This is a genomic window from Brumicola blandensis (assembly GCF_031846165.1).
Lineage (GTDB): Bacteria > Pseudomonadota > Gammaproteobacteria > Enterobacterales > Alteromonadaceae > Glaciecola > Glaciecola blandensis.
The window spans coordinates 235,841-256,508 of the sequence record NZ_JAVRIE010000004.1 but is presented as its reverse complement, the minus strand read 5'-3'; the positions used below and the strand labels follow the sequence as shown (position 1 = coordinate 256,508).

General features: G+C 42.9%; 15 protein-coding genes. 5 read left to right on the top strand and 10 right to left on the bottom strand.

What is annotated here, in order from left to right:
* Positions 1–79 precede the first annotated feature (79 nt).
* Both RM544_RS11600 and RM544_RS11595 read left to right on the top strand, forming a co-directional pair.
* Positions 80–1,297: a NupC/NupG family nucleoside CNT transporter gene (locus tag RM544_RS11600; RefSeq protein WP_311361953.1), complete on the top strand. Its 1,218-nt coding sequence runs from the start codon at positions 80–82 to the stop codon at positions 1,295–1,297.
* Between the two features lie 42 nt (positions 1,298–1,339).
* Positions 1,340–2,179, top strand: a complete 840-nt coding sequence (locus tag RM544_RS11595; RefSeq protein WP_311361952.1) for a 2OG-Fe(II) oxygenase family protein — start codon at positions 1,340–1,342, stop codon at positions 2,177–2,179.
* Positions 2,180–2,253: 74 nt separating this feature from the next.
* Here RM544_RS11595 and RM544_RS11590 read toward each other — a convergent pair whose 3' ends face one another.
* The 5 genes from RM544_RS11590 to RM544_RS11570 all read right to left on the bottom strand — a co-directional run bounded on the left by RM544_RS11590 (position 2,254) and on the right by RM544_RS11570 (position 8,275).
* Positions 2,254–3,399, bottom strand: a complete 1,146-nt coding sequence (locus RM544_RS11590; protein ID WP_311361951.1) for a tetratricopeptide repeat protein — start codon at positions 3,397–3,399, stop codon at positions 2,254–2,256.
* A gap of 147 nt (positions 3,400–3,546) precedes the next feature.
* Positions 3,547–4,263: a 3'-5' exonuclease gene (locus RM544_RS11585; protein WP_311361950.1), complete on the bottom strand. Its 717-nt coding sequence runs from the start codon at positions 4,261–4,263 to the stop codon at positions 3,547–3,549.
* Entirely contained in the window at positions 4,263–6,095 is a 1,833-nt protein-coding gene (locus RM544_RS11580) for a DUF294 nucleotidyltransferase-like domain-containing protein (protein ID WP_311361949.1), read from the bottom strand. The genes RM544_RS11585 and RM544_RS11580 overlap by 1 nt, the downstream gene beginning before the upstream one ends.
* 206 nt (positions 6,096–6,301) lie before the next feature.
* Positions 6,302–8,005 (bottom strand): sodium:solute symporter family protein, encoded by a 1,704-nt coding sequence (locus RM544_RS11575; protein WP_311361948.1) that lies wholly within the window; start codon positions 8,003–8,005, stop codon positions 6,302–6,304.
* 3 nt (positions 8,006–8,008) lie between these two features.
* Positions 8,009–8,275 carry a DUF4212 domain-containing protein gene (locus RM544_RS11570; RefSeq protein ID WP_311361947.1) on the bottom strand — a complete coding sequence of 89 codons (267 nt, stop codon included), beginning with the start codon at positions 8,273–8,275 and terminating at the stop codon, positions 8,009–8,011.
* A gap of 256 nt (positions 8,276–8,531) precedes the next feature.
* Between RM544_RS11570 and RM544_RS11565 the strand changes: the two genes are divergently transcribed.
* Positions 8,532–11,963, top strand: a complete 3,432-nt coding sequence (locus RM544_RS11565) for a PAS domain-containing hybrid sensor histidine kinase/response regulator (RefSeq protein ID WP_311361946.1) — start codon at positions 8,532–8,534, stop codon at positions 11,961–11,963.
* Between the two features lie 17 nt (positions 11,964–11,980).
* On the opposite strand, the gene RM544_RS11560 is transcribed toward RM544_RS11565, so the two are convergent.
* The 3 genes from RM544_RS11560 to acs all read right to left on the bottom strand — a co-directional run bounded on the left by RM544_RS11560 (position 11,981) and on the right by acs (position 15,308).
* Positions 11,981–12,610: a hypothetical protein gene (locus RM544_RS11560; RefSeq protein ID WP_311361945.1), complete on the bottom strand. Its 630-nt coding sequence runs from the start codon at positions 12,608–12,610 to the stop codon at positions 11,981–11,983.
* A 98-nt stretch (positions 12,611–12,708) separates the two neighbouring features.
* Positions 12,709–13,353 (bottom strand): response regulator transcription factor, encoded by a 645-nt coding sequence (locus RM544_RS11555; protein WP_311361944.1) that lies wholly within the window; start codon positions 13,351–13,353, stop codon positions 12,709–12,711.
* Positions 13,354–13,364: 11 nt separating this feature from the next.
* The gene (gene acs, locus RM544_RS11550) at positions 13,365–15,308 is read right to left on the bottom strand and encodes an acetate--CoA ligase (RefSeq protein WP_311361943.1); all 1,944 of its coding nucleotides are present in this window, start codon (positions 15,306–15,308) and stop codon (positions 13,365–13,367) included.
* A 258-nt stretch (positions 15,309–15,566) separates the two neighbouring features.
* On the opposite strand from acs, the gene RM544_RS11545 reads away from it, so the two are divergent.
* On the top strand, positions 15,567–16,736 hold the full coding sequence (locus tag RM544_RS11545; protein WP_311361942.1) for a DcaP family trimeric outer membrane transporter: 1,170 nt from the start codon (positions 15,567–15,569) through the stop codon (positions 16,734–16,736).
* 211 nt (positions 16,737–16,947) lie between these two features.
* On the opposite strand, the gene RM544_RS11540 is transcribed toward RM544_RS11545, so the two are convergent.
* Positions 16,948–18,108 (bottom strand): Na/Pi symporter, encoded by a 1,161-nt coding sequence (locus RM544_RS11540; RefSeq protein ID WP_311361941.1) that lies wholly within the window; start codon positions 18,106–18,108, stop codon positions 16,948–16,950.
* A 253-nt stretch (positions 18,109–18,361) separates the two neighbouring features.
* Here RM544_RS11540 and RM544_RS11535 point away from each other — a divergent pair, with 253 nt between their 5' ends.
* Entirely contained in the window at positions 18,362–19,519 is a 1,158-nt protein-coding gene (locus RM544_RS11535; protein ID WP_311361940.1) for an HDOD domain-containing protein, read from the top strand.
* A gap of 85 nt (positions 19,520–19,604) precedes the next feature.
* On the opposite strand, the gene RM544_RS11530 is transcribed toward RM544_RS11535, so the two are convergent.
* A complete protein-coding gene (locus tag RM544_RS11530) occupies positions 19,605–20,657 on the bottom strand; it encodes an aldo/keto reductase (RefSeq protein ID WP_311361939.1) in 1,053 nt (350 codons plus the stop codon).
* Between the last annotated feature and the right edge of the window lie 11 nt (positions 20,658–20,668).

The following is a 20,668-nucleotide window of genomic DNA, read 5'->3' as shown; positions in this document are numbered from 1 at the left end:
GAGCATGGAATCTCGCAGCAATGGCACAAAAAAACGCTGTTGTTAAGTAATAATAAGAATAAAAATAAGTGAAAATATTATGACAGGATTACTCGGCATTGCCTTTTTAATAGGCATTGCAATACTTTTCTCCTCTTCTAGAAAGAGTATTAATTGGCGAACGGTGGGTGGTGCATTTGCCATACAAGCTGCCTTGGGTGCCTTCATATTATATTCTTCTTGGGGAATTAGGTTCTTAAACAACCTCACTCAATATGTTGCCAATATCATTTCATACAGTGCGGACGGCATTCGTTTTTTATTCGGTGGACTAACAGAAAACGATTCGCTCGGGTTTATCTTTGCAATAAACGTGTTGCCAGTCATCATATTCTTCTCATCACTGATAGCGGTTTTATATCACCTCGGCATTATGTCTTACATCATCAGGATCATCGGTGGCACATTGCAGAAGGTGCTGGGTACGAGTCGCCCTGAATCAATGTCGGCTGCAGCCAATATATTTGTAGGCCAAACTGAAGCTCCGCTTATTATAAAACCCTTCCTACCGACAATGACGCGTTCAGAATTATTTGCAGTTATGGTAGGCGGACTTGCCTCTATAGCAGGCTCAATCATGGCAGGTTATGCCGGCTTAGGTGTAGAATTAAAATACTTGTTGGCAGCTAGCTTTATGGCTGCGCCTGGGGGATTGTTGATGGCCAAGTTACTAGAGCCGGAAACAGACAAAACCAACGAAACCTTGACTGACGTCAAATCCGATAACGAAGAATATGCTAATGTGTTCGACGCTGCTGCTAGCGGCGCCGCTTCCGGCCTAAAACTCGCCGTTAACGTGGGTGCTATGCTACTCGCTTTCATCGCACTTATCGCCTTATTAAATGGCATGTTAGGTGGTATCGGTGCGGTGTTCAATCAAGAAGATTTAACGATCCAATTGATACTGGGATATATCTTCCAGCCAGTTGCATGGTTAATTGGCGTGCCTTGGAGCGAAGCAAATTTAGCGGGCAGTTTCATTGGCCAAAAAATTGTAGTGAACGAGTTTGTTGCTTACCTCGACTTTATGGGGGCCGTTGACCAACTGTCACCTGTATCGCAAGGTATCATTACCTTTGCTTTGTGTGGTTTTGCAAACTTGTCTTCAATCGCCATTCTTATGGGTGGAATTGGCGCCTTAGCCCCAACGAGACGCAAAGAAATTGCGCAATTAGGCTTAAAAGCAGTGCTAGCTGCAACCTTAGCCAACTTAATGAGCGCGAGCTTAGCTGGTATATTTATCTCGCTGAGCTTGTAAAGCGCTAACGATCATACACGACAGAAATAGGTTACTACGTAAATGAAATTAGAAGCTGTTGATTTTACTGCACCAGACGCACCGCAAAAGTTTGTTGAGTCTTTGAGACAAACGGGCTTTGGTGTGCTTAAAAACCACCCAATCAAACAACAAAGTGTTGCTGATATCTACAAACATTGGGAAGCGTTTTTCAACTCAGACGAGAAACAAGACTACCTCTATAACAAAGGCACTCAAGATGGTTTCTTTCCGCAAAGTGTGTCGGAAGTAGCAAAAGGCTTTAAAAAGAAAGATATCAAAGAATACTATCACTTCTACCCTTGGGGTCAGTGTCCAAGTGCGTTGAAGGAAGAATTAGATAGCTATTATAAGAATACATCTGATTTGGCTGCCGAATTACTCAACTGGATTGAACAAGAGTCACCAGAAGAGGTGAGTAAACACTACAGCATGCCTTTGTCAGAAATGATCAATGGTAGCGACCAGACCTTGCTTCGCGTCCTGCATTATCCGCCGCTAGCGGGTGATGAAGAGTTAGATGCCATTCGAGCGGCTGCTCATGAAGACATTAATTTAATTACTATCTTACCAGCTGCCAATGAACCGGGGCTTCAAGTAAAAGCAATGGATGGCTCTTGGTTAGATGTCCCTTGTGATTTCGGTAATTTAATTGTGAACATTGGTGACATGCTTCAGGAAGCATCGGGTCATCACTTTCCGTCAACGACCCATCGCGTGATCAATCCAGAAGGCACCGATGCGAGTAAGGCAAGAATATCGCTTCCTTTATTCTTGCACCCACGTCCCGATGTGAAACTATCAGAGCGCCACACTGCAGGCACTTACTTGCATGAACGACTCACCGAACTTGGTGTCATTTAGTTAGTAGCGTGATTGATAATACTTGTTGGCAAGGAAGTTTTTGCTTTGCCAACAAGTCATTTGTTCGCCAAGCATTAACGCATAAAGTTCGATAATGCCGACAATTTACTCTCATAAACTTCAGCCAATTCGCTGCGTCCAGCTTTCCTTTTTGCCACCTTCAGATACCTAGCCGAATTATCTAAATCACCTTTTTCGAAATAAGCCGACGCAATACCAAAATAAAATTGATGCTGATTGCGGTCTAAGCTGATCGCATTTAGGTAATGTGAAATGCTACTTTCAAAATCACCATAATCACGATCAATTTCAGCAAGCATTTGGTGATAAAACGGGTTTTCTTTTCTTTTCCGTTCTATCTCATGCCGAATATCAGATGCCCGTTTCGTTTTACCCTGCAATTTGTACAAAATAGATAAGTTTTCCCAAGCAGTCAGCTGGTCATCATTAATATTGATTGCTTGCCTGTATGCCATTTCAGCTTTGTCATAATCATTTGTAAGCCGATACAAATAGCCTAAATTAACCCAAGTGCCAGCATGAGTAGGGTTATTCACTACCGAGGCTCTAAAATAAGCATAAGCTTTATCGAGATCGTTCTCTAATAGGGCGTCTGCCCCCTTATTGTTGTAGAACATCGATAAAACAACAGATTCATCTACAGGTTCAGCAGGAAACTTTTTCACGCTGATTTCAGAGTCAAAGTCCACGACAAAGGTATTATTAAAAAGCGTTTGTATACCCACTTTTGTGCTTGGTTTTATGCGCAAATTGATATGTCCATTAAGCATTGAATAGCCACTGCGCCTGGTCCAGTACTCTGGTATATCAACGACTTGGAAATAGCTATCTAAGCCTGCATGTTTGGCCATTGCATAGGTCATAATGGATAAGGACAAACAATTCGCTTTCGCGCGTTGGAAGGTCACACTGGCGGTCGTATTCGCGTCAGACGCATAGTTCATGCTCAGGTCCGTACGTTCAAATACCGCTTTGATAAAACGGCGTATTTTCGCCTCTTCAGTTCTTAGCCCACGTCCTTGCCTATCAATAAACGCAATCGCAGCCTCATCAAGATAGAAAATTTGTTCGCGGGTTTCTATAGGATACGCTTGAAATGACGGGAATAAATCATCTGACAATAATGACGTCGCCGGCATTAACTCAGCGGATGAATTACTTGGGGTTGTGGCACAAGCGCTTAATATGGAAATCATCATAAGGCAAAGCAAGTGCTTAACACAATTTTTGAGCTTGCAGATAATCAACATCTTTCACCTCTCTTCCATTGTCGTTCACAATGAACACCTTTAAGAATAGCTTAAAAAAGAAGCAAAAGCAGTAGAAAGCGGAAAACCTGGGCTTTGTTAGGTGGAAACGGCAGCATGCCCTATTGTAAAAACGTTGAACGCTTTAGTTTGAAGTAAATCACGAATAGTCACCGAGTTAACTTTATCGAGTTGATATAATTGAGAAAATGCTAGAGTAAGTGTTGCTAAAGCATCATCCAAGGCATTATGGTTTGGGGCTGAAGGTAATTGATGGCGAAGTCTACATTGCTCTAAGGTCAAGGCATTTTGCTTTACCATATCCTGAGATTTATTTAAAAAATACATTTCAAGCAACATGGTATCCAAGGTCGTTATTTGGGTTTTCGGTAAGTTGAGTGCATCTGCAACTCGCGCGATAACTTGCATATCTAAACTCGCGTTGTGCAAGACCCAAATGTGCGACTCAGCCAATGTTTTCAGTTGCTCGACAGCAGAGGCAATATGCTCGCCTTGCGCTAAGTCTTTCGCTGTAAGGCCATGGATGACCGGACTCTGTGCCAAGTCACCAGATGCTCGAATCACCTTGTAAAAAGCAGTGGATAAATCAACTTGCTGAGACTTTCCTTGCAACCAACCAATCGAAGTGATTTTGGCAACCTGAGTATCGAGACTCGTTAATTCTAGATCTATCGATAAAAACGGAGTGTCTGCCAGAGCGCAGCTTTTCCATTCTTCAGGTACCGCTTGCTTGCTTTTCAAGATCTTAGATGCAAAAGAATGACGTCCAAACAGTTTACCGAATGCAGAAGGCATTAACCAATCCCCCCGCTATATTTTAATACAGCCGCTTGCTGCGCCCGATGAATCGCCTGAAATGCGGCCTTTAGTTGATGCTTCTCAATTGATGACAGGTCGCTAATACGAATAAAGTTATCTTGTACTTTATTGTTCAATTGATGACGCCATCGTAAACGATTCAAGAATAACCAAATGTCTTTTAGATTTTTAATATCAGTGCTAGCAATACCGCAATCACTGGGTAAACTTTCTAGTCTTGCGATCGTCCCTGGCAGCGTAATTTCATTTGCTAAGGCGTGGATCCTGACCAAGTTATTTATAATCGCAATCGCTGTATGCTTAAGGTCAATACTGTCTTTCTCTTTCCTATTCTTAGTGTAAACAAACTTTTGAAACATCGACAAAGGTACCGAGCTTTCATTCGCTTGCCTGGCTAATGCAGCTAAAAACATAGACTGTTTAAACAGAGACTTACGCTCACTCTGCAAGCGCTTAAATAGACTACTATCCCCTGCTGCAGCCCTTGCATCTAGGAAGATATTAAATGCTAACATTGCTTCTGGCGTCGGTTGACGCACCCATATCTTAGACTGCTCAATAGCAGCATCAAGAGACTGGCGTAACTCAGGATTCGACGCCATGATATTACCATCGCATAGCTTAATGCCGCATTTGCCTAAGCCAAGACAGACATATTCAGCCATTTTCTCAAAGTATTCAGCTTCTTCTGAATTGGGCTCTCGAGCTAACAATAAAGCATTGTCCTGGTCCGAGCCCATGGTTTGGTCTTCACGGGCTTGAGAACCATAAACTAACCAACAGTAAGGCATTGGTGCTTGCCCATGCTGCTGCTGAAAAAAAGTAATGAGTTTACGTGTCATGACATCAGTGGCTTGGGAAAGCACCTTACCAACAATATCAAAGTCGCCGGGACGTTTTGCGCTCGACGCAAAGTAATGTGGCAATTGCCATGAGCAGCGCGTTAACTCGTACAAGTTGTTCGCTTTCGAAATATCACTAATAACGAAAAGTACGTTATTACGTTGTTGCTTGAAAATATCTGTTGCGGTAATCATCCCAACCGGTGCATTGGTGACCTCATCTAGCACAGGTAAGTGATTGATGGACTTCTCATTCATCAAGGCAACAGCGTCGAATAGCGTTTTATTTTTGGTTAAATAAGCGGGTTTTTCCGTCATAATTTGTTTAACCGGAAGTTGCATATTCATACCAACCGCAACAACACGATTTCGTAGATCTCTATCAGTGACGATACCAATTAAATCGTTTTCTTCAATGATCAGCACTGACGAAATCCGCATTTGACTCATCAAGGCGGCAGCACTTTGTATAGAATCGGTTTGTCCCACCGTAATGGGTAAAGTTTCGGCTACTTCATAAAGCGGTTTATGCAACCACATAGAATTGGAATCACTCACGGCATCATGCTGCAATACATCATCTTTTGCCGCATTGAAAAATTGGCTGATCTTAGGATGTGACATCGCAATATCGAAAGCTGCTTTAGGTATACAGAGAACCAAACCCGGACTATCAACAGTTAAATCGAGCTTGTAACTGACTTCATCGAGTAAGGCTGCATAACCAAAATAGTCGCCATCGCTTAAGTGCTTCAAGGCACCATCGCTGTCCTTTACCGAAAACTGACCACTTTGTATAAGATAGAGTGAGTCACTATGCGTAGACAACATTTCATCTTGATTTTCAGCCGCTAGATAAATGATCGAACTTTGCTTTGCGATTTGATTCAAGCGCTCTTCATCAAGTAAATCAAATGGACCTGATTCCTTCAAAAAGTCAGTGACCTGTTGCGGTACAGCCGTCATGGTAACTCCTATATGCTAGAAAAATAGCTAATTTGATTATGCCCTACATACTTCACAGCTTATTGATAAATATCAATAAGCATCCATTAAGCTCTGATGCCTTGCGGCTAAGCTGTGTTTATTTTCTTTCTTGTTTAGTATTTTCAACGAGTAAAATTAAAAAGCCCAGCATAGCTGGGCTTTTGTGTTTTAGCTTCTAGTGAAACTTAGTGACCTGATGCTTCACCTGCCCCTTTCGGGAAGCGGATGCTTTCTACAAGGTCTTGAATTTCTTGTGGGGCTTCATCAGTCATTTTGAATACACCGTATGCTACGGCGAAGTTAATCACCATACCCACTGTACCAATACCTTCTGGTGAAATACCGAACAACCAATTCTCAGTTTTATTCATTTCAGGGCTAACAAACTTGAAGTAAATAATATATGCCGCAGTGAAAGTAATACCAGTCACCATCCCTGCAATTGCACCTTTGTCATTCATACGTTTGCTGAAGATACCCATAATGATTACTGGGAAGAAACTTGATGCAGCTAAACCGAACGCAAAGGCAACGATAGCGGCAACAAAATCTGGCGGATGAACTCCAAAGTAACCGGCTATCAGAATAGCCACCGCTGCTGCAACACGCGCCGAGAGTAACTCTTGCTTGTCGGAAATATCCGGCATTAAGTTCTTCTTCAACAAGTCATGCGAGACAGAGGACGAAATAACCAAGAGTAAACCAGCCGACGTTGACAAGGCCGCTGCAACACCACCAGCAGCAACAAGAGCAATTACCCATGCTGGCAGGTTAGCAATTTCAGGGTTAGCCAATACCATAATGTCACGGTCAATTGTCATCTCGTTGCGTTCATCACCCGAGTAGAACATTTTGCCGTCACCGTTCTTATCGTCATGCTTGATAAGGTTGGTTTTTTCCCAGTTTTTAATCCAGCTAGGTGCTTCGGCATATGATGTACCGGTTGCTTGAGGACCATTGATTGTTTCAATCATGTTCACACGAGCAAAAGCAGCTAAAGAAGGAGCGGTAGTATACAGGATAGCGATGAATGCTAATGCCCAACCCGCACTCTTACGAGCATCACGTACTTTTGGTACGGTGAAGAAACGTACAATTACATGTGGCAAACCCGCAGTACCCACCATCAATGCGAATGTGATACAGAAGATATCTAGTAGAGATTTTTTGTTTGTCGTGTATTCAGCGAATCCTAAATCAGTAGATAGTGTGTCAAGCTTATCAAGCAAGAATACCGAGCCATCGGCTAAGGTAGCACCAAAACCAGTTTGTGGTAACACGTGACCTGTCATTAGAATCGAGATAAATACCGCTGGAACAAGGTAAGCAAAAATCAACACACAGTACTGAGCTACCTGAGTATAAGTGATACCTTTCATGCCGCCCAATACAGTGTAGAAGAAAACCACACCCATACCAATCACAACACCTAACCATAATTCAACTTCTAAGAAGCGACTGAATACGACACCAACACCACGCATTTGACCAATTACGTAAGTAAAACATACGAAGATTGCACAAATAACAGCAACGGTACGTGCAGTTTGAGAATAATAGCGGTCACCGATAAAGTCTGGAACCGTGAACTTACCGAACTTCCGTAGATATGGCGCTAAACATAAAGCAAGTAGCACATAACCACCGGTCCAACCCATTAAGTACACAGCACCATCATATCCCATGAAAGAAATCAGACCGGCCATCGAAATGAAAGAAGCTGCAGACATCCAATCCGCTGCGGTTGCCATACCATTTAGTACAGGATGAACACCACCACCAGCAACATAGAAGTCATTCGTAGTTCCAGCGCGCGCCCAAATCGCGATACCGATGTAGAGTAGGAACGATGCACCTACAATTAAAAACGTTAATAGTTGTACACTCATGGCTTACTCCTCGTCCACGCCGTATTTCTTATCAAGTTGATTCATTTTCTTCATGTAGTAGAAAATGAGCACAACAAATACGTAAATTGATCCCTGTTGTGCAAACCAGAAACCTAATTTAAATCCAAAAAACTGGACTTGGTTCAGTGCATCAACGAAAATAATACCGGCGCCAAAAGAGACGACGAACCATACAATGAGAAGTTTGAATAGGAGGGATAAATTATCCTTCCAATACGCCTTCTGATCCCCTTCATTTTTAAAAGCCATCTTTGCATTCCTCAGCAAGTTAATAAGATGTAGGTGTTTAACAATTTGCTAACTTAGTGCCTAACTTGCGGTGGATTTGAGCCGTTTATTCTTATAGAAGTTGGAGCTAAATCTCTGCAAAAGGTTACATTAGCAGTGTTGTACATACTCTATATGGTGTTAAAAAAAGGTAAAATGAGACCATGGTCTTAGTGTTCGTTGAGCACTTGTGGATTGTGATACAGTAATAAATGTTAAAAGCTTGTTAGGAATTTTTATGTCATTTGGATGGCTAGCACTGGCTCTATCGTATCTTTGCTTACTTTTTTGGATAGCAAAATGGGGGGATAGAAACACACCAACCTCACGTTGGCTGACGTCTAATCCTTTAGTCTACTCTTTGGCTTTAGGTATTTATTGTACCGCTTGGACCTTTTTTGGCGCTGTTGGCCAAGCGAGTCGAGACAATTGGTTGTATTTACCGATCCTCTTAGGTCCTGTCATTGTCTATCTGATATTCCATCGCTTCATTCGTAAGCTCGTGCTAGTGAGTAAAAAGCAACATATAAGCACGATTGCCGATTTCATTAGTGCTCGCTATGGCAAGCGACAAATTGTCGCCTTGCTAGTGACTATTATTGCACTATTAGCAACAATCCCTTATATCGCCCTGCAACTCAAAGCGATTGGTTCCATCTTTATACTTATTTCAGAAGAGCAGCACTCTCAAATCGTGATCATGATAGCGACCTTATTTATCGCTGTTTTCGCGATGTACTTTGGAACAAAAAATACAGATGTAACAGAGTATCGACGGGGCTTGATGTTGGCTATATCATTTGAATCGTGCATCAAATTGTTAGCTTTGGTATTGGTTGCCATTGTCGGTTATCAATATTATTCCTCATCGCCCACAGCAACTCACTTGCAGAGTTTTGCAAGTGATGCAGCAATAGACACGTTCTATTCCTTTACTTTTTGGGCGCAAACTGTGATGGCAGCAGCCGCTGTCATTTGCTTACCACGTCAGTTTCATGTGGCCGTCGTTGATAACTTAAATCTAGAGCATCTCAAGCAAGCACGCTGGGTCTTCCCACTCTATTTATTGATCATTGCGATTACTATCCCGATTATTGCTGCAGCGGGTGACGCTATTTTTTCTGACTCTGAAATCAAGGCAGACAACTATGTCCTCGGTTTAGCTATGATGTCGGATTCTTTAGTCTTAGAAATAATTGTTTTCATCGGTGGGCTATCTGCTGCTACCGCTATGATCATTGTTGCGACACTTACTCTGAGCACGATGATAACAAACGATGTGGTACTGCCTAAACTACTCGAATTCACAGCCTATGTACCAGCCAATAAAATTCGCAGAATAAAGCTTTTACGCCGAGCGATTATATTTCTTATTTTGGTGCTCGCGTTTTTATATCAGCAACAAATGACAAATCAATCAAGCTTGGCTTCAATTGGTTTACTTGCCTTTTCTCTCGTTATTCATTTGCTTCCCTCTATTGTTGGCGGTCTTTATTGGAAGCAAGGGCATGCGCACGGCGTGTATGCAGGATTACTCGCGGGCATTGTTGTTTGGACCATGTGGCTTATGCTACCGGTACTAGGTGGTGGTTCGCCAGGCGTCGACCAATCAGAAACGCTTAGTCAAGGTGCGATGGTTAGCCTGCTGGCCAACGTGATTGCTTATATTACGTTTTCACTGATCACCAAATCTCGTCTTATCGACCGTATACAAGCAGAGGCTTTTGTGTCACCTGCAGATGCCAATTCACCGATTCTCACTGTACAGCCACACACAGTGACAGTAGATGACTTAAATACCCTCATTACAAAGTTTACTGGCCCTGAGAGAAGCCAACAGTTATTTGATGATTTTGCGGCGCGCAATGGCACTGAGTTGAATATGCAAGATGCGGTAGACAATGAGTTTCTCTCTTTTTGTGAGAGAGCCTTGGGCGGTGTCGTAGGTTCTTCCAGTGCAAAGGCCTTAATTGATAGTTTAGTTCGAGGCAAAAAGCTCGACATTACTGAAGTTGTGAATTTCTTCGAAGAGTCTGCGCAAGCCGTCGATTTCAATGTCAGCGCACTGATGACCTCTATAGAAAACCTAGATCAGGGCATCAGCGTAGTAGATAAGAACTTTAATTTGGTCGCGTGGAACAAACGATATATAGACCTATTCCATTTCCCCGATAGTCTCGTGCAAGTCGGGATGCCCATTGAAGATCTGATTCGCTTCAATATTGCTCATAGCAATTGCCCTCCGGGGGAATTAGAAGTCAGAGTACAAAAACGTATGGATCGCTTGAAGTCCGGTGAACCACATAAATTAACTCGTCAACGAGATGATGGCAGAGTGATTGAAGTAATTGGCAATCCAATGCCAGCAGGCGGCTTTGTTACCAGCTTTCAAGACATCACTAATCACGTAGAAATTCAACAAGCTTTAGAAGAAACAAATATTAATCTTGAGCAGCGTGTGCGCAAAAGAACCGAAGAAGTGCACTCTATTAATGCTGAACTGCGCCTAGAAATAGAACGAAGGGGTGAAGCTGAAAAAGAGCTTATCCGAGCTAGAAAAGAAGCAGAAGAGGCGAACGCAAGCAAATCTCGATTCTTAGCACTAGCTAGTCATGATGTTCTTCAACCCCTTAACGCTGCGAAACTTTATTTATCAGCGCTGCAAGAAACGAAGCTAGATAGCGATACTACGAAAATCATCAGTAAATTAAATGACTCAGTCGTCTCCAGCGAAGCCTTAATAGGCACAATCCTAGACATTTCACGTTTGGATCAAGGTGAGCTCAAACCCTTTATTGAGACCATTAATGTTGTCGAAACCTTAACGCCAATCATTAACGAAATGGGCATGAAAGCCAAAGAAAAGGGCTTGGACTTCCGTTACAAACTACAAGATGGCTGGATAAGTGCAGACCGCACATATGTTTATCGGATTATTCAAAACTTAGTTTCCAATGCTGTGAAATATACCCAAACAGGTAAGGTGTTGCTGAGTGCTCGCAAACGCGGTAATCGTATGCTTATTGAAGTGCGAGACACAGGTATCGGCATACCTACACTGCAACAAGCGGCCATTTTTAGTGATTTTTATCGGGTAGAAAACTCTAACGAACAGGGCATTGGATTGGGTTTGGGTGTGGTAAAACGTCTCACTCAGCAACTCAACTGCACCGTAAAAGTTGACTCTGTTGAAAACAAAGGAAGTTGCTTCTCAGTGATGTTTGATGCCATGGCACCACCAGAGCCTGTAGGTAAAATTGTTTCCGCAACCACATCTGTATTTACCGACTTGAGAATTTTGTGCGTTGACGACCAACAAGAAAACCTTGATGCCATGGAAACGCTATTGGCGAAATGGGGAGTCAATACTGAAACCGCGTTAAATGCTGAGCAAGCCTTAGAAAAAGCAATTGCGTTTGAACCACAGATCTTACTAGTCGACTACCAATTAGGTAAAGGTCCGGATGGCTTGGCCATTATCGAGTCAATCAGAATGGAGTTGAATATTGTCTTGCCCGCTTGCTTAGTCACTGCAAAACGAGGGGAAGACTTGATAAAAATGTGTAAAGAACAAGGGGTTAATTACCTCAACAAGCCACTAAAACCCGCGAAGCTAAGAACCTTGATTCAAAGTATGACTAAGTTTATACGTTCAGCTAAAACGCAGTAATGTGTAATTAAGACCTGCTACACAGCGGGTCTTTTTCTGCGCACGAAGCTGCGAAATAAAAGCAAAAAGCCAGTCATAGTGAACAACAATGCGCTGATTGAAAATGAGATCAGTAAGGGGTTATTGAAGTCCTCCCGTTCATCATAATCCATAATATGAAGCATCCAAACAAAATCAAACAAACGCCAGATATCACTGCGAATAGAAACTAACTCAGCACTTGTTGGTGAGAAATATAAGGTCGTGGACCAAGTATCATAAAAACGCACTTGCCACACACTTCCTGTCGCCCTGCTCGCTTCGGCTGGCGACTTTTCTAATAGTATTACTTTTTCCAACTCTGCATCACCGAGGTAGTGTTGGTAGGCAAGCTCAACTACTTGGTTTTCTGTAAGGGGTTCAAAACGTTCACCTGTCTTGGCATGAAACATATGTCGTTTGACACTCGTCTCGATTAAATAAGCTGGCTGTCCAGCAAATTGTGTATAAGCCAAGTGTTTAATTGAGCCAGCGCTACTGCTTTCAGTTTGCACTCGAGCAATCAAAGATTCAACGCTAAAAGTATAGTCACTATTGCTAAAATGGGATGGTAAAATTTTGGTAGCAAGGTGTTTTCCGTGCACTTTTTCCAATGGAATTGCGCTCATTACAACACCACCAGCAATCCAAAACAAAATTTGAATGCCAAGTACAAGCCCAAGCCACTTATGGGCTTTTCGTATGAATCGATGAAATTTAAGCCGCATTAATTAGAGGGCGGCTCCAATTGAAGCTCGCTGGCAATCAATACCGCTTGAGTACGATTATTAATGCCCAGCTTACGAAAGATTGCTGTCACGTGCGCTTTCACTGTCGCCTCTGCAATCTCAAGGTTATAACCAATTTGTTTATTTAATAGACCGTCACGCATGTAACACAAGACTTTGTATTGTGAAGGCGTAAGGCTAGCAACGTTTTCAGCGAGTACCGAGAAGTTTTCATCTACCTGTTCAATTTGCTGACGAAGCGCCTCTGGAACCCAAACATCGCCCTCTAACATGGCATTAACGGCATCACTGATTTCTTGTGCGCTGGCGGTTTTTGGAATAAAGCCCATAGCACCAACACCAACAACTTTGGAAATTAACGAGGTATCTTCGGTACCTGACACAACCGCAATGGGTAAATCAGAAAAGGTTTTTTGAATATGTAAAAGACCAAACAAGTCACTGCTGCCTGGCATATGAAGGTCGAGAAGTAGTAGGTCTACATCATTTTCTTCTAGTGTCTTTACGGTGGCATTTAAATCACCAGACTCAAGTATATTCAGATCACTAAACGCCATACCTAACGCCCCTTTCAGGGCGTCGCGGTATAGAGGATGGTCGTCTGCAATTAGCAGGTTTACCATACCAATTCCTTTTATTTGTTCAATCGCTCCTCGATGAGTTTATCAACAACTGACGGATCTGCCAATGTTGAAGTATCACCTAGATGCTCGTGCTCATTCGCTGCTATTTTTCGTAAAATTCGACGCATGATTTTACCCGAACGTGTTTTCGGTAAACCCTTCGTCCATTGGATCATATCAGGCGTTGCGATTGGGCTTAGCTCTGTTCTTACCCACTTACGAATTTCTGCGGTTAACTCATCATTTGCCTCAACACCCTCATTCGGTGTGACATAAACATAGATGCCTTGGCCTTTGATATCGTGAGGATAACCTACCACTGCGGCTTCCGCTACATGAGCATGTGCAACCAAGGCGCTTTCTATTTCAGCGGTACCTAAACGGTGGCCAGATACATTAAGGACATCATCCACACGTCCTGTGATCCAGAAGTAATCATCTTCGTCACGTCGACACCCGTCACCTGTAAAGTACACCCCTTCATAGGCGCTAAAATAGGTTTCGATAAAACGCTTATGATCGCCATAAACCGTTCTTGCTTGCGCCGGCCAGCTGTCTTTAATCACCAAGTTACCTTCAGCTGCACCCTCTAGTTCATTGCCTTCGGCATCAAACAACGCTGGCTGAACACCAAACATAGGACGTGTAGCTGAGCCTGGTTTCAACGCATGAACGGTCGGCATTGGGGTAATCATCATGCCACCCGTTTCTGTTTGCCACCAAGTATCAATAATTGGGCAGCGACTCTGGCCGATAGTGCGATAGTACCAATCCCATGCTTCTGGATTGATAGGCTCCCCTACCGAACCTAGGATGCGAAGTGAAGATAAATCACAGCCTTCTACAGGTTTGTCACCATGCGCCATCAAGGCACGAATGGCCGTTGGAGCGGTATATAAAGAAGTCACTTTGTACTTTTCTACTATTTGAGCAATACGACGAACGTCAGGGTAAGTCGGCACACCTTCGAAGAATACTTGCGTCGCGCCATTCGATAACGGGCCATATGCAATGTAACTGTGGCCAGTAATCCAACCAACATCGGCAGAACACCAAAATACATCTTCGTCACGATAGTCGAAGGCATATTTGAAAGTCATGGTCGTCCATAACAAATACCCGCCAGTAGTATGAACAACACCTTTAGGTTGCCCAGTAGAACCAGAGGTATAGAGAATAAATAGTGGGTCTTCTGCATTCATGACTTCTGGTTCACATTGACCAGAACAATCTTCGGTTAATTCATGCCACCATTTGTCGACAGGGTTCATTGGTACATCACCCCCCGTCAATTTATGCACAATCACGGCTTCAATAGATGGGCAAGCGTCATTTGATAAAGCTTGATCTACATTCGCTTTCAGCGGAACCGAACGGCCAGCGCGGCGACCTTCATCACAAGTGATCACGACCTTTGCTTGACTATCATTAATACGATCAGCGATCGCATTCGGTGAAAAGCCGCCAAAAATAACAGAGTGGACAGCACCGATGCGGGCACACGCTAACATTGCATAAGCGGCATGAGGTACCATTGGCATATACAGCGCAACACGATCGCCCTTTTTAACGCCTAATTTTTTCAAACCGTTTGCAAGCTTACATACTTCATAATGAAGCTCTTGATAAGAAACAGCTTGGCTATCTTCAGGTGAGTCACCTTCCCACAACAAAGCCGTTTTCTTTGCTCTGGTTGCTAAATGACGGTCGATACAGTTATAGCTAGCATTCAGCTCACCATCTTCAAACCACTTGATTGACAAGTTTTTAGAGTCAAACGTGGTGTTCTTGATAATCGTCGGCGTCTTGTACCAATCAAGTTGTGTCATTTGCTCTGACCAAAACGCATCTGGGTCATTCACTGACTGCTCGTACATCTCGTTATATTGCTCAGGCGTTAAATTGGTATTTTGTTTTAAGGCTTCTGGAACTGGATATAATTTTTTGGCCGACATAATCTTGTCTCCGTAACTGACATTCTGAAAAAATACTTTCTGTGTATCTACAATAGACCTATCTGCGCAAACAAAAATGAGACTTTGGTATCATTTCGATTTGGCCTTCCTTTCCCCCGAATTTTCGACTCAGCAAATAATATACGACCTTAGTCTGATAGACCATGCGCTAATTTGACTTCAAGCAAATTTACGTAAAATTAACATAGCTTAACCATAACTTTACACACAATTAACGTTACTAAGATGGATGCGAACATGAAAAACTCAATCTTGAAATCTGCATTGGCGGTATCTATTGCGCTTAGCGCATCGACATTGTCACTCAATGCTCACGCGGATCTGCTTGCAGGAACCGAAGTTAAATTTACCGGCTATATAAAAGCAGATGCTATGTTTAGCTCATACTCTGACGGCACACTTGCTGCTCAGAACTTGGGTCGTGACTTTTATATCCCAAGCTTAACTCCGGTTGGTGGCACTGAAGAAAGCACACAATTTGATGCTCACGTAAAACAAAGTCGCTTTCGCTTTACAACTAACACGGCAACAGATGATGGCGATAGTATCACTGGGGTATTAGAATTCGATTTTCTCGTAACACCAGGCGGAAACGAAAGAGTGAGTAATTCCTATGTTCCACGCATGCGTCATGCTTTCGTGAAATATAAAGGCTGGACAGTGGGTCAAACTTGGACCACCTTCCAAGATGTGAAAACCTTACCAGAAACATTAGATTTCGTTGGTGCAACTGACGGTGTTGCGTTTAACCGCCAAGCATTAGTTAAGTACCAAAGCGGCTCATGGGAGTTTGCATTAGAAAACTCTGAATCGACTATTACACCATTTGGTGGCGGTGGTAGAATCGTGTCAGATGATGGCGCCATACCTGACGCGGTAGTGCGATATACTCATAACGCTGATTGGGGCCACATTTCAGTAGCAGGTATTGTTCGTCAGCTAAGTGTTGAAATCGGCGATACGCTTGACGACTCGGTGTCAGCAACTGGTGTGAGCATTAACTCGAAAATTAAGATGGGTGATGCAGATGATTTACGTTTGTCATTCACAACAGGCTCTGGCCTAGGTCGCTATGTTGCATTGAATGCCGTTAACGGCGCGGTATTAGATGCTGATGGTAACTTAGAGACCATCGATTCAACGGCATTTGCCGTCTCTTATCGCCACGTGTGGAACAGTAAAATGCGTTCGAGCTTTGTGTATTCACAACTGACTGTTGATAACGACTCTGCCCTAACTGGCTTAGGTGCAACAGAAAGCACGAACAGTATCACAGCTAACCTTCTTTACTCACCTACTAGCAAAATCACGGTTGGTGGTGAAATTAAGCAAGCAACTCGTGAAGTAGAATCAGGCGCAGATGGCGACATGACACGCTTCCAGTTCTCACTGAAATACGCTTTCTAAACCGCTTAAGCACCAAACTAAAAAAGGAGAGCCTCGGCTCTCCTTTTTGTTTAATTGGACACACCTTTTCTCTAAATTGGACACACCTATTTCTCACTATTAGCTCTCAGGTGCGCGGCGATATGACTGTATCGGTCTAATCATTCTTGCCGCTTCAAAACAGGTGTGTCCATTTATCGATTTAAATAGGTGTGTCCAATTTGGGACTAATTTAGGAGACCAGCAGCACAGCACCCAATGGTAGGAGGAAGAACACGCCAGCAATGTAGGCTACGCCGTACAATTTTTGGTCGGCTACTTTTAACGACAGACGATAAGATAAACTTGGTGGCCACTCTCTAATAAACCATAAGCCATAAATCACAATGACAGCCAAGACATTGTAACTAAGATGCACAAAGGCAATCTGCAAGGCCAAAGCCGCATTAGGGCCGACAATTGCAAGTGCCGCAATAAGCGCAGTAATACACGTTCCAATGTTTGCACCTAGCGTAAATGGATAGATAGACCGAGCACTTACAATACCGTTACCCACAAGAGGCACCATCAATGAGGTTGTCGTCGAGGATGATTGAACCAGTAAGGTCATCACTGTGCCCGACGTGATCCCGGTGATAGGACCTCTGCCCAAAGCGTTTTTTAATACTTCTTGTGCTCTTCCAATCATCAATGACTTCATTATTTTTCCCATCCATGTGATCGAAAAGATAATCAAACCAAGACCAAGCAGCACTTTGATGATCCCACTATAGGTTGGCTGCATGCCACTCAAACCATCTTTCACAAGGTCCACAATAGGGCTTGTTACTGCTTTTATTGGATTAAACGAGCTCATTTCACTCGTCGCACCTAACGCCACTATATTCACCATGGCCGAACTGATGTGCTCGAACAAGCCAAACATTATCTCTAAGGGAAGGAAAATGAATACAGCGAAGATATTGAAGAAATCATGGATTGTTGCAGCATTGAAAGCGCGTTGAAATTCTATTTTATTGCCTATATGACCCAGGCTGACGATCGTATTAGTGATACTGGTACCGATATTCGCCCCCATCATCATAGGGATAGCAATACTAATCGGTAAACCACCTGCAACCATGGCCACAATGATTGACGAAACGGTACTGGATGATTGAATCAAGGCGGTACAAACCATACCTATGATTAAACCCATTACAGGATTCGCCGCATACTCAAATAGCTCTCTTGCGTGCGCTTCAGTCGCTAGCTTAAAGCCATTCCCAATCAAACCAACAGCCAAAAGCATGCAGTAAACAAGACCTAACAATAGGGTCCACCTAATTGCTTTAGGTAGTTTCACTAATCCTGCGGGAGGTAAAACAGCGGTAACGACAACTTTCTCTTGCATACACTTTCTTATCTAATTCTTGAACAGAAACGATAAAGCGATTTAATGACAGAACTATGACAGTAAAGTGAAATTTTCGTCGTTTATCTCGATGGTAAACAACGTAAAAAAGTGACGTTTTAAAATGGTATTGCAACAATAGGGACAATAAATTGGGTTCGGTAATTCATACCTTTAGATCAAATATTATGCATTAAATATACTCTTAGCTAGTGTATTATTTGCTCAGCGCAATCATTTTCAGAGTAACTACGTGTCGATAAACGATATTCCCTTAGACATTGTCATTAATTCAATCGCAATTGCTGGCCTCTTGCTAGTGCTGTATTTATATCGCATCAGCAAGAAGTCGACTATTGCGACAAAAGACCCAAAAAAGAAACGCACGATCAACACTGCGACGTTTGGTGGTATTCAAGAAGACTCAGAGCCGAGCCTCAAACTGCGTAACCCAAAAGATGTGCCTGAGCCGTCCGATGAGTTTAAAAGCTTTGAACTGCTCGATGACGTGATAAATGATAAACAACGCAAAATTATAGACAACGCATCTAGCCTCAAAAAACCACATCCTTTGTTAATGTCATTAACACGCGATATAAATGACCCCAAAGAACTCATGGACATTATTAAAAATGACCCCGAGTTAGTTGTGAAAGTGATTAAGGTTGCGAACTCATCACTGTTCGCCTTACGTAAATCTATTACCACCATTAATCATGCTATCGTTTACTTAGGAGTATTGCAGGCAAAGAATATCGCTATGCAGTTTGCACTTGAGCACAGTGCAGAATTTATTAGCCAAGAACAAAAAAGAGCCTATCATCGCATTTGGAAAGCAAGCTTTTTGGCCAGCTCAATTGGATTACTAATCGCCAAAGATTTGAAGATGGATAACTCGGCAGAATTATCGACTCGTTGCTTGCTGGATTACTTAGGCGATATTTCTTTGCTAACAGCAAAGCCAGAAATTGCAACATTTTATTTAAATAACACTAGCTTCTTTGAACGTGTACTGAATATTCAAAACATACTCGGTACCAACGCTTCTATTATGGGGAAAGCATTCGCTAAAAATGCCCAACTTCCTGAAGAGATTGTTGAAAGCCTAGGTGCCAATACCCTGCCATTGGTTGATAAATTAAAAGATTCTGAACTCAGTCTCGAACAGCAAGGCGTAGTTGCTTTCAGTTATATTATTTGTCGTATTACCGACATGATCGTATTCGAACGTGCCATGGATAATGTGAATATTGATGAAATTAGCTATGCTGAAACTGGCTGTGAATCATTCTTCCACTCTGAAGCCTTAGTTCAACACTATGGTCTCGGACGCATTAACAGTACATTGCGAAAAGCTAAGTTTAGACAAGACGTAGCCAGCATCGTGGATAGACTAGCACTCAATAGTTAGAATCAGCCTGCGCGATACGTATAATCAGCACAAAGAAGCCTGCACAAAGCAGGCTTTTTATTCTCGCGATTGTCTGCCTAATTGACTAAAACGGAATTGGATAATCCCTTAAGATCTCATCAATTTCATGTAAGCACTGCTCAGGTAACTCGAGCTCAAACGCAGCAATATTCTCTTCAAGCTGTGCCATGGTTGTTGCACCAATAATAGTTGAACTCACGCCGTCAACTTGATCGCACCAAGCGAGCGCTAATTGGCTTGGTGTAATACCGTGCCTTTTCGCAACATCGCAGTAAGCGGCAACAGCCTTCTCGGCGTTCTCGGTATTTCTAAATAAGCCTTGTCGTTGCTCCATTGTCCAACGACTGCCTGCGGGACGTGCACCTCCAAGATATTTACCTGACAACATTCCGCCAGATAACGGTGACCAAGGAAGGTAGGCAATATCTTCAAATACACAAGATTCGATCAGGTAGGGCCAATCTTTCACATGCAACAAATTAAATTCGTTTTGGATCGACACTGGGCGAGCAACATTCAGCTCATTACATAATTGCAAGTATGTGTGAATCCCCCAAGGCGTATCATCAGATAAGCCCCAGTGTTTTATTTTGCCGCTCGACAAGGCTTTGCCTAAACCGAGCACGATATCGCGCATTCTATCTTTCTCTGCCGCTACGTCTTGCGTGCTTGCTTTCACTTGATTAAGCCAGTGTTTACCAAAGTGAGGGGAGGTTCTATTTGGCCAATGAAGTTGGTACACATCGATATAATCGCTTTGTAGTCGAGCGAGAGAATCATCAAGAGCGACTTGGATTGAGTCACCACTGATCATGCTGTTATCTCTTACATAGGGAAAACCGGGACCTGCAATCTTGGACGCAATGACCAGTTTTTCTCGCTGGCTTTCATTACGTGACAACCAATTGCCAATGACTCGCTCTGTGTCACCATGTGTTGCTTCTGAAGGTGGTACCGGATACATTTCAGCGGTATCAATGAAGTTAACGCCTTTGTCTAGTGCATAGCCAATTTGTTGATCGGCATCGGCTTGAGTATTTTGCACGCCCCACGTCATGCTACCCAAGCATACGCGAGAAACCGACAAACCCGAGTTTCCTAATGGTGAGTATTTCATTGCTAAGCATT

Excerpts from the sequence above, each read along its gene's own strand:
- RM544_RS11600 (WP_311361953.1), top strand. The coding sequence starts at position 80 with ATGACAGGATTACTCGGCATTGCCTTTTTAATAGGCATTGCAATACTT.
- RM544_RS11595 (WP_311361952.1), top strand. The coding sequence starts at position 1,340 with ATGAAATTAGAAGCTGTTGATTTTACTGCACCAGACGCACCGCAAAAG.
- RM544_RS11590 (WP_311361951.1), bottom strand. The coding sequence starts at position 3,399 with ATGATGATTTCCATATTAAGCGCTTGTGCCACAACCCCAAGTAATTCA.
- RM544_RS11585 (WP_311361950.1), bottom strand. The coding sequence starts at position 4,263 with ATGCCTTCTGCATTCGGTAAACTGTTTGGACGTCATTCTTTTGCATCT.
- RM544_RS11580 (WP_311361949.1), bottom strand. The coding sequence starts at position 6,095 with ATGACGGCTGTACCGCAACAGGTCACTGACTTTTTGAAGGAATCAGGT.
- RM544_RS11575 (WP_311361948.1), bottom strand. The coding sequence starts at position 8,005 with ATGAGTGTACAACTATTAACGTTTTTAATTGTAGGTGCATCGTTCCTA.
- RM544_RS11570 (WP_311361947.1), bottom strand. The coding sequence starts at position 8,275 with ATGGCTTTTAAAAATGAAGGGGATCAGAAGGCGTATTGGAAGGATAAT.
- RM544_RS11565 (WP_311361946.1), top strand. The coding sequence starts at position 8,532 with ATGTCATTTGGATGGCTAGCACTGGCTCTATCGTATCTTTGCTTACTT.
- RM544_RS11560 (WP_311361945.1), bottom strand. The coding sequence starts at position 12,610 with ATGAGCGCAATTCCATTGGAAAAAGTGCACGGAAAACACCTTGCTACC.
- RM544_RS11555 (WP_311361944.1), bottom strand. The coding sequence starts at position 13,353 with ATGGTAAACCTGCTAATTGCAGACGACCATCCTCTATACCGCGACGCC.
- acs (WP_311361943.1), bottom strand. The coding sequence starts at position 15,308 with ATGTCGGCCAAAAAATTATATCCAGTTCCAGAAGCCTTAAAACAAAAT.
- RM544_RS11545 (WP_311361942.1), top strand. The coding sequence starts at position 15,567 with ATGAAAAACTCAATCTTGAAATCTGCATTGGCGGTATCTATTGCGCTT.
- RM544_RS11540 (WP_311361941.1), bottom strand. The coding sequence starts at position 18,108 with ATGCAAGAGAAAGTTGTCGTTACCGCTGTTTTACCTCCCGCAGGATTA.
- RM544_RS11530 (WP_311361939.1), bottom strand. The coding sequence starts at position 20,657 with ATGAAATACTCACCATTAGGAAACTCGGGTTTGTCGGTTTCTCGCGTA.